This is a genomic window from Neisseria sp. P0018.S001 (assembly GCF_051957355.1).
Lineage (GTDB): Bacteria > Pseudomonadota > Gammaproteobacteria > Burkholderiales > Neisseriaceae > Neisseria > Neisseria subflava_A.
Window position 1 is genome coordinate 1 of the sequence record NZ_JBQCWN010000061.1, and the last position, 463, is coordinate 463.

1 pseudogene is annotated in these 463 nt (G+C 50.1%); it reads left to right on the forward strand.

Going from position 1 to position 463, the window contains the following annotated elements:
- Positions 1–463 (forward strand): annotated as a pseudogene (locus ACTHTJ_RS10830) (aminoacyl--tRNA ligase-related protein); the annotation flags it as partial.

The window sequence follows — 463 nt, forward strand, 5'->3', positions numbered from 1 at the left end:
ACATCGCGTGGGAAGAATTGCCTGGCGACTGCACATTCTACGGCCCTAAAATTGCGTACCATGTCAAAGATTCCTTGGGTCGTTCTTAGCAGTGCGGTACCCTGCCGCTGGACGTTGTATTGCCGGAGCGTTTGAATGCCGAATATGTAACTGAAAACAACGACTGTGCGCGTCCTGTAATGTTGCACCGTGCTATTTTGGGTTCATTGGAGCGCTTCATTGGTCTTCTGATTGAAAACCATGCCGGCTCATTCCCATTGTGGCTTGCGCCGGTTCCAATGGTGATTATGAATATCACCGAGAACCAAGCAGATTATTGTCGAGAAGTGGCTGCCGAGTCACAGGCAGCCGGCTTCCGTTTCGAATTGGATTTGTTTCCCGCACCCATCGTTTACACATTCCGTTACCACAGCCCCCACCGTTTCCATTCTCAACTTGTTGTGTGCCATAAAGAGAAACAGGG